At 43.2% G+C, this 7,115-nt stretch carries 7 protein-coding genes, 11 tRNA genes, 1 rRNA gene and 1 riboswitch; of the genes, 14 read left to right on the top strand and 5 right to left on the bottom strand.

The genetic code is table 11. The annotated features are described in order from the left end of the window. The first annotated feature begins 4 nt into the window (after positions 1 to 4). From rrf to ACP4IT_RS04370, 12 genes are all read left to right on the top strand, one after another. A 5S ribosomal RNA gene (rrf, locus tag ACP4IT_RS04425) occupies positions 5 to 121 on the top strand. Between the two features lie 6 nt (positions 122 to 127). Next, positions 128 to 200 (top strand) — tRNA-Asn (locus ACP4IT_RS04420). Positions 201 to 209: 9 nt separating this feature from the next. Beyond that, positions 210 to 300: transfer RNA gene (locus tag ACP4IT_RS04415), tRNA-Ser, on the top strand. A 13-nt stretch (positions 301 to 313) separates the two neighbouring features. After that, a tRNA-Glu gene (locus ACP4IT_RS04410) sits at positions 314 to 386 on the top strand. Between the two features lie 4 nt (positions 387 to 390). Next, positions 391 to 463, top strand: a tRNA-Val gene (locus ACP4IT_RS04405). 19 nt (positions 464 to 482) lie between these two features. Continuing rightward, positions 483 to 557, top strand: a tRNA-Asp gene (locus tag ACP4IT_RS04400). A 47-nt stretch (positions 558 to 604) separates the two neighbouring features. Continuing rightward, positions 605 to 677 (top strand) — tRNA-Phe (locus ACP4IT_RS04395). Between the two features lie 4 nt (positions 678 to 681). Next, a tRNA-Tyr gene (locus ACP4IT_RS04390) sits at positions 682 to 764 on the top strand. A gap of 4 nt (positions 765 to 768) precedes the next feature. Continuing rightward, positions 769 to 839, top strand: a tRNA-Trp gene (locus tag ACP4IT_RS04385). Positions 840 to 852: 13 nt separating this feature from the next. Further along, a tRNA-His gene (locus ACP4IT_RS04380) sits at positions 853 to 925 on the top strand. A gap of 57 nt (positions 926 to 982) precedes the next feature. Then, positions 983 to 1,053 (top strand) — tRNA-Cys (locus tag ACP4IT_RS04375). A gap of 34 nt (positions 1,054 to 1,087) precedes the next feature. Next, positions 1,088 to 1,172 (top strand) — tRNA-Leu (locus tag ACP4IT_RS04370). Positions 1,173 to 1,562: 390 nt separating this feature from the next. On the opposite strand, the gene ACP4IT_RS04365 is transcribed toward ACP4IT_RS04370, so the two are convergent. From ACP4IT_RS04365 to ACP4IT_RS04355, 3 genes are all read right to left on the bottom strand, one after another. Beyond that, a complete protein-coding gene (locus ACP4IT_RS04365; RefSeq protein ID WP_011668250.1) occupies positions 1,563 to 2,030 on the bottom strand; it encodes a universal stress protein in 468 nt (155 codons plus the stop codon). A 237-nt stretch (positions 2,031 to 2,267) separates the two neighbouring features. Then, on the bottom strand, positions 2,268 to 2,837 hold the full coding sequence (locus tag ACP4IT_RS04360) for a matrixin family metalloprotease (protein WP_011668249.1): 570 nt from the start codon (positions 2,835 to 2,837) through the stop codon (positions 2,268 to 2,270). Between the two features lie 371 nt (positions 2,838 to 3,208). Next, positions 3,209 to 3,532: a heavy metal-binding domain-containing protein gene (locus ACP4IT_RS04355; RefSeq protein WP_139560135.1), complete on the bottom strand. Its 324-nt coding sequence runs from the start codon at positions 3,530 to 3,532 to the stop codon at positions 3,209 to 3,211. Between the two features lie 206 nt (positions 3,533 to 3,738). Here ACP4IT_RS04355 and ACP4IT_RS04350 point away from each other — a divergent pair, with 206 nt between their 5' ends. Next, the gene (locus ACP4IT_RS04350) at positions 3,739 to 4,308 is read left to right on the top strand and encodes a hypothetical protein (protein WP_011668247.1); all 570 of its coding nucleotides are present in this window, start codon (positions 3,739 to 3,741) and stop codon (positions 4,306 to 4,308) included. Positions 4,309 to 4,335: 27 nt separating this feature from the next. Here ACP4IT_RS04350 and ACP4IT_RS04345 read toward each other — a convergent pair whose 3' ends face one another. Together ACP4IT_RS04345 and ACP4IT_RS04340 are read right to left on the bottom strand one after the other, a co-directional pair. Next, on the bottom strand, positions 4,336 to 4,698 hold the full coding sequence (locus ACP4IT_RS04345; RefSeq protein ID WP_011668246.1) for a hypothetical protein: 363 nt from the start codon (positions 4,696 to 4,698) through the stop codon (positions 4,336 to 4,338). Positions 4,699 to 4,804: 106 nt separating this feature from the next. After that, positions 4,805 to 5,512, bottom strand: a complete 708-nt coding sequence (locus ACP4IT_RS04340) for a hypothetical protein (RefSeq protein ID WP_011668245.1) — start codon at positions 5,510 to 5,512, stop codon at positions 4,805 to 4,807. 127 nt (positions 5,513 to 5,639) lie between these two features. Next, a riboswitch (SMK box riboswitch) is annotated at positions 5,640 to 5,758 on the top strand. Between ACP4IT_RS04340 and metK the strand changes: the two genes are divergently transcribed. After that, positions 5,756 to 6,943 (top strand): methionine adenosyltransferase, encoded by a 1,188-nt coding sequence (gene metK / locus ACP4IT_RS04335; RefSeq protein ID WP_015473935.1) that lies wholly within the window; start codon positions 5,756 to 5,758, stop codon positions 6,941 to 6,943. It overlaps the preceding riboswitch by 3 nt. Positions 6,944 to 7,115: the final 172 nt, after the last annotated feature.

Raw genomic sequence — 7,115 nt, 5'->3', positions numbered from 1 at the left:
ATAGTGTGGTGGCGATAGCCTGAAGGATACACCTGTTCCCATGCCGAACACAGAAGTTAAGCTTCAGCACGCCGATAGTAGTTGGGGGATCGCCCCCTGCGAGGATAGGACGTTGCCACGCGATTATTCCGGCATAGCTCAGTTGGTAGAGCACCTGACTGTTAATCAGGTTGTCGACGGTTCGAGCCCGCCTGCCGGAGCTTTGTAATGGAGAGTTGTCCGAGTGGCTGAAGGAGCAGCATTGGAAATGCTGTAAACGGGTACTAACCTGTTTCGAGGGTTCGAATCCCTCACTCTCCGTTTGGAATAGTATGACCCGTTGGTCAAGTGGTTTAAGACACCGCCCTTTCACGGCGGTAACATGGGTTCGAATCCCGTACGGGTCATTTTGGAGGATTAGCTCAGTTGGGAGAGCGTCTGCCTTACAAGCAGAGGGTCACAGGTTCGAGCCCTGTATCCTCCATATGACATAATAATATTATGGTCCGTTGGTCTAGTTGGTTTAGGACGCCTGCCTGTCACGCAGGAGATCACGAGTTCGAGTCTCGTACGGACCGTTGTTATGTTATTAATTTAATACAACAAGCATTACATGATGGTAAATGGCTCGGTAGCTCAGTCGGTAGAGCAATGGATTGAAGCTCCATGTGTCGGCGGTTCGATTCCGTCCCGCGCCATTATGGTGGGGTAGCGAAGTCTGGCTAAACGCGGCGGACTGTAAATCCGCTCCTTCGGGTTCGGTGGTTCGAATCCACTCCCCACCATCATAGGGATATAGTTCAATGGTAGAACAACGGTCTCCAAAACCGTCGATGTGGGTTCAACTCCTACTATCCCTGTTGTAATGTTATGGCGGTATTGGTGAAGGGGTTAACACACCGGATTGTGGTTCCGGCACGCGTGGGTTCGATTCCCACATACCGCCCTAGATTGGGCATCTTGTTTTATTTAGCTGGTCCAATCAGATTGGATAGGCGATTATGGTGGTATAGCCAAGTGGTAAGGCAGAGGTCTGCAAAACCTTTATCGTCGGTTCGAATCCGATTACCACCTTTGACTGGGTGTATCCAATCATGAGTTATTTTTTGCCGGAGTGGCGGAACTGGCAGACGCGCTGGACTCAAAATCCAGTGTCCGTTGAGGACGTGTGGGTTCGAACCCCACCTCCGGTATAAGAAGCTTCATCTCAGAAGTCATCGCAATCGGCGATGACTTTTTTGTAATCCTTTGTTAACGGGTTCGGAGATTGTAGGGTTTGTTGCGAGAGTCTAGTTTATTTACGAAGAAAGCTGTTGACTAAGCAATTACCTGTTAGTGGTTGATAATAAATGTTCACTGGATTAGGAGGCCGCTGCACAAAAATGATGTTGACGGACACTATTCGTCAACATCAAAAATAGCATGAGAATTTATTCAGCTGAGGCCTAATTGGGCTTCTGATATGTAGCCATACGCAGATCAGCATGTAAAAAGTTAGATTCAAGTGTAGTAGTGATAGGGAATCAAGGCACCAGAGCATATATGTGGCTGATTGGTAATGTATACGCCCCTTACTTAAGGCGTTAAGGCGCACGATGCGGCTGTGGTTGGTGGGCCTTGACGATTGTCACGTTATGCTGTGACCAACTACTAACATAGCGAGTTACATGGCCAATTCGGGTATAACGATCGGCGTCTTTTCCTTGAGCACCAATGACCGTCTCAATAACGTTATTGAGGTTGGATAGACGGACGATAATCCTTCTCGGGTCACCACAAATGATTGAGTTAATAACCGGGGCCTGGGTTAGGTGATGGGCATCATTAACCACGTTTTCCAAGTTATAAGCCGCCAAAGCTTTTTCCCGGTCAATTTGTGTCTGTAAGTCAAATGATTGAAAGCGTGACGTATAACGTGATGGATCAATTACGTAGATAAAGTATAGAGTTTTATGGCTGGCTGTTGCCATTTTTGCTGCATAGGTGACTAATGTGGAAGTAATGGCTGAATGGTCGATCGGTACTAAAATAACATTACCAGTTGTCGTCATGGGGGTAACCGCCTTTCTTTATCGAGATCACTAGGGACCGTATCATTTAAAAACTTAAAGCATCAACACATGCTTATCAGGTTTGGCGTAAACGGACCCACTAATACCTCAATAAGTTTTTGTCAATTTGATTATAGCATAAGATTAGTAGGTGAAATCATCCGCTTGATGAAAAAATCCCCCAGCTATTCAGCTAGGGGATTTATAGGTATTCGTCAATGTTAGCAATAAGATTTACTAGTTGTTGTACGCATTGTTCAAAGCTACTTTATCTTGATAATCAATGGAAGCATAACGATCTGAGGCGTACATCACACTCTTCTTGCTTGCAGAGTGGCTTAAACCTAAGGCATGACCAATTTCATGCGTTGCCACATTAGTGCGCTGATTTTTAGTATAATCGTACTTGCTTAATAAGCTCCGGTTTAAAGTAGACTTTGCAGAAACGATTTGATCGTTGCCACTCTTTTTGTAGTAAGAATAGTTTGTGTAACCAGCCAGTTTTCCGCCTTGTGTACTTAAGGAAGCAGAAGAGGTCAAGGTGATATCCGCTTTTTCACCGGTAGTGGCAGCCTTTAATTTAACCACGCCAACTTTATTCCAACGCTTAACAGCATTTTTCCAAATGCTTTGGTAGTAAGACGATGTATTCTCCGTTTTGTATGTAATTGTTGTGTCGTCCCAACTACCCCAACTAGGCGTCTTAGCAGCTGTTGCAGCGGCAAAAATGGTTGTGCCACAAGTTGAAATGGTTAATACGATGGTGGCGATCATTAAAATAGTCCATTTGCCAATTTTTGTTAACATTGCGAATACCCACTTTCTTAAAATCCGAATAATCACTTTTTTAATTGCTTGCTATCTTATTGACTATGGTTAGTATAGGACGGTTAGCAGAGATGGTTGACAGCCATTCAGAGGATTGTGGATAAAAGCTAGGGGACAGTTTTTTTTAAGTGGATATAATATATCCCAGATTGCTTATTGTGTGGTATTAAAGCGTTACATGTTGATGCTTGTGGTCAAGCCCCATTATGAATAGATGCGTCTAATATCGAAAATTAATTTTAAAAAAACTGACGCTGTGATTATTGCCAATCACAGCGTCAGTTTTTTGAAAACTATTTAGTTGAGTGTAACGAACTATTGAGGCGTAACAATCACATTTTTAAAGGAAATTACACATATTTAACAGCAGTCCCGTATGCAGCCACTGATTGCATATCTGTGCCAATTGAACCGGAATCGAAACGCATCATCACCACGGCATCTGCTCCCATATCATGGGCATTTTTTCGTAATCGATCCACAGAAATATTACGAGCTTCGTCTAACATTTTCGTATAATCTTTGATTTCACCACCCACCACATTTTTTAAAGCGGCACCCATATTACGTAAGACATTTTTTGATTGGGTAGTTAGGCCAAAGACCTCACCGATAACCTCATATTCTTTTCCCGGAATATGTTCAGTCGTTGTGACTAACAGATCAGTATTCATTCAAGCTTCCTCCTCGCTATAAATTAACTTCAATATACTGATTTTATTGATAAAATGCAAGTTTGCCATTTGAGCGTCATTTAACTGATAATTATAGATTTTATATAATATTGATTATAATGGGTATTAATTTTATTTCTTGTATGTTAAAGTGGCTTTACGGTTGATTGAAACCAAGAATCACCGTTGAAAGGAAGATTTAGTGAATGAGTAAAGATGATCTTAAGGGCGATATGACACCTGAAACGATTGGCACGAAAGAAAGAAAATTAATTGATCAATTTCTTGAACTACGCCAATCCTATCAAGCAATTACGCGACAGATTGAACACGACCTGCAAACGCCGTTAGATCACTATCAGCAAAAACGGTTATTTTATCTGGACGTGAGTGACTTAACTCACTTTCGGCTTAATTTTTTCGATACAGTCGGTTACTTTTTACGCGAGTCATTGGCAACAACCTATCATCTTGAGATTTGGGATCGGCAGACCCATCAAAAACGATGCTATTCGTTAGATGAGCTTCAGCGGGTATCCCACTGGCAAGTGGAGCAGGGGACAGCGGTAGAGACGGTAACTTATGGTAAGTTAGGGTATCGCATTCGCCGAACTTTTGACATCTACAACCAGCGCTTATATGTCAGTAAAACAGAGTTCTTTGATGCCAATGAGCAGATCCCGTTAGTAGATGGCCTCATGTTGCTCCAACAAGAACTGAATGACCATACACTGTGGATTCGAGGCAATCTATTACGAATTAAAGATTTTACTTAATTCAGGAAATAAAAAAGACGTTCAATCTTAACTAAATGATTGGACATCTTTTTTATTGGTGTTGATCAGATGCTTAGATTGTAATTGGTTTTGTGCAAGTGTCACTTGACCACGAAGCAGATCAGAATGGGTCACGGCTATAACGTTATGGTGTTCCAGTAGACGATCGGTGACTTGTATGATTCGTTGATCAACTAGATAAAGAACAGTCGGATCTACCTTGAAATTCCAATGATGTTCTGCTGTCACTGCGATTGGTGGTAAGTGAAGCGTGGCTGCTAAATTCTGGCAAAAATGGTCAATTAAGCTGGCGTCAACAATGCGATTACCTGTGAGTGTGGGTTGGTAGTTACCGCTAAGAATGTCACCAATCACCTTGATGGTGGTCATAAAAGTTCCTCCATTTATGAATTGATGTCTCATTCTAGCATGGTTTATTTTGAGAACGGTAGTCACAAACCAGGGTTTTGCTAAACTTTAAAAAACAAGCAATGTTCTAGAGCAAAATAAATAGGCCAGCGATTAATTGTAAGCATCCCGATGCTATTAGGCGGTAGCGTGCATTTAATCGAGGTTGTAACCACCAATGACCGCCCACAATCAGCATAACCACAAGTACTCGCCAAGAGAACGCGATTCCTCCCATAATAATAAGCAGAATTATCGGAGAAATTAACGTTAAGCGCCAATCACGTTCGGCGGGTAGATAGTAAGGTTCGAAGAAAACTAGGTAGCTGGCAACTAGGGGCAATAACAAGACTAAAAACTGAAGTGCCAAGTAGTGGTTTCGGAGAAAGAAAAGAATGACTGGGACACCATAACCGGCTAAGCAGCTAAAAACAATGAGCCCGTAGATGGACTGCAAGCCTAATTGTGGGATACAGACGAGAACTAAGAAAAGACAGAGGAGTAGGGCAAAAAGTTGCACTAAATGGACATTGGGAGCTGCTAGGAACCCCATAGTCACAGCTGCAACGACGAGAACTGGTCCAATTCGTGATCGAAATTGGTGATTTAAAATTAAAAAGATTCCCGCTGCCAGCAGGCCGCCATATACTACTAGGTAGATTTTAACGAGCGTCGTTAATGGACTTCCTGTATTGACGGTGGAACTGGCAAGCCACCAAAGACTATTTTGACACACTGTGAAGATAACAAGTTGCTGGACTGTTCGATTTTTTAAGAAGGCCATGAGCGTGGTCATGGAATCGCTCCATTCAATTGGTTATAGTGTTGCTTTTTATATTAGTGATTATTTGTGGTGCGGTCAACGGTTCTTTCAGATTTTTCTGGCACTTCCTTTTAAGTCAACTGATTTTGTGGTAAAATTCTTGAGTTATGAGTCAATTCCCGATAGGATTCACATGCTAGTGAAGCTGCCTTGTAACCGAATGGCGACGAGATTATCGGTCAACTTGCCGTCTACTATATCTAGGGGGAATATCCATTGCAAGAAAGACATTTATTTACGTCAGAATCCGTTTCTGAAGGCCATCCTGATAAGATCGCTGATCAAATTAGTGATGCCATTTTAGACGCATTATTGGCGCAAGATCCAGATTCTCGAGTGGCTTGTGAGACGTCAGTCACGACAGGCTTGGTTTTAGTTTTCGGTGAAATTTCAACGAAGGCTTACGTTGATATTCAAAAAGTGGTTCGGCAGACGATTAAAGAGATTGGTTATACGGATGGTCAATACGGGTTTGACGGCGACAACTGTGCCGTTCTCGTGGCGATCGACGAACAATCACCCGATATTGCCCAAGGGGTCGATGATTCCTTAGAAACCCGGGAAGGTGATGCTGATCCGTTAGATCAGATTGGCGCTGGTGATCAAGGATTAATGTTTGGGTACGCGGTTAATGAAACACCTGAATTGATGCCGTTACCAATCGAATTGAGCCATGCTTTGATGCGACGGATTGCGATGCTTCGTAAGCAAGCCGTTTTAGATTACCTACGTCCAGACGCCAAAGCTGAAGTAACGGTTGAATATGATGATAATGATCAACCCTTACGCGTGGACACGGTTGTTCTTAGTACTCAGCATGATCCAGACGTTACGTTGGATCGTATTCGCCAAGATGTCATTGAACAAGTTATTAAGCCAACTATTCCGGCTGACTTGTTGGATGATCAAACGAAGTACTTCATTAATCCAACTGGTCGATTCGTCATCGGTGGTCCGCAAGGGGATGCTGGCTTGACTGGCCGTAAGATTATTGTTGACACGTATGGTGGTGCCGCTCGTCATGGTGGTGGGGCCTTTTCTGGTAAGGACGCGACGAAGGTTGACCGGTCCGCCAGCTATGCTGCTCGCTACATTGCCAAAAACATCGTGGCAGCTGAATTAGCCCAGAAGTGTGAAGTTCAAATTGCTTACGCCATTGGGGTGGCTGAACCCGTTTCCGTATACGTTAATACGTTTGGGACTGGCACAGTTGCTGAAGCGAAATTAGCAGCGGCTGTTCGTGATCTGTTTGATTTACGGCCAGCTGGAATTATCCAAATGTTGGACTTAAAGCGGCCAATCTACAAGCAAACGGCGGCTTATGGTCACTTTGGCCGAACCGACATTGATTTGCCTTGGGAACATACTGATAAGGTAGATGCTTTGAAGGCTGCTTGCAAGTAAATAAGTTAAAAATTAGACGGTTAGACGCTCGGTTGAGCGGTCTAGCCGTTTTTCGTCGTGCTGGCTAAAAAAGATGAGCTTCCCTCTTGATATTTATGAAGCTAGCCGTGATAATTAGGACATTACTGTAAATCAGAAATTGGGAAGTAGCAGCAATTGGCTACTTAGATTC

Origin of the sequence: Levilactobacillus sp. LN180102 (assembly GCF_050106635.1) — a bacterium.
Classification (GTDB): domain Bacteria; phylum Bacillota; class Bacilli; order Lactobacillales; family Lactobacillaceae; genus Levilactobacillus; species Levilactobacillus brevis.
Note: the sequence above shows the minus strand (reverse complement) of the source record. Positions and strands in the feature narration are given on the sequence as shown.

Excerpts from the sequence above, each read along its gene's own strand:
- ACP4IT_RS04365 (WP_011668250.1), bottom strand. The coding sequence starts at position 2,030 with ATGACGACAACTGGTAATGTTATTTTAGTACCGATCGACCATTCAGCC.
- ACP4IT_RS04345 (WP_011668246.1), bottom strand. The coding sequence starts at position 4,698 with ATGACCACCATCAAGGTGATTGGTGACATTCTTAGCGGTAACTACCAA.
- ACP4IT_RS04350 (WP_011668247.1), top strand. The coding sequence starts at position 3,739 with ATGAGTAAAGATGATCTTAAGGGCGATATGACACCTGAAACGATTGGC.
- ACP4IT_RS04355 (WP_139560135.1), bottom strand. The coding sequence starts at position 3,532 with ATGAATACTGATCTGTTAGTCACAACGACTGAACATATTCCGGGAAAA.
- ACP4IT_RS04340 (WP_011668245.1), bottom strand. The coding sequence starts at position 5,512 with ATGACCACGCTCATGGCCTTCTTAAAAAATCGAACAGTCCAGCAACTT.
- ACP4IT_RS04360 (WP_011668249.1), bottom strand. The coding sequence starts at position 2,837 with ATGTTAACAAAAATTGGCAAATGGACTATTTTAATGATCGCCACCATC.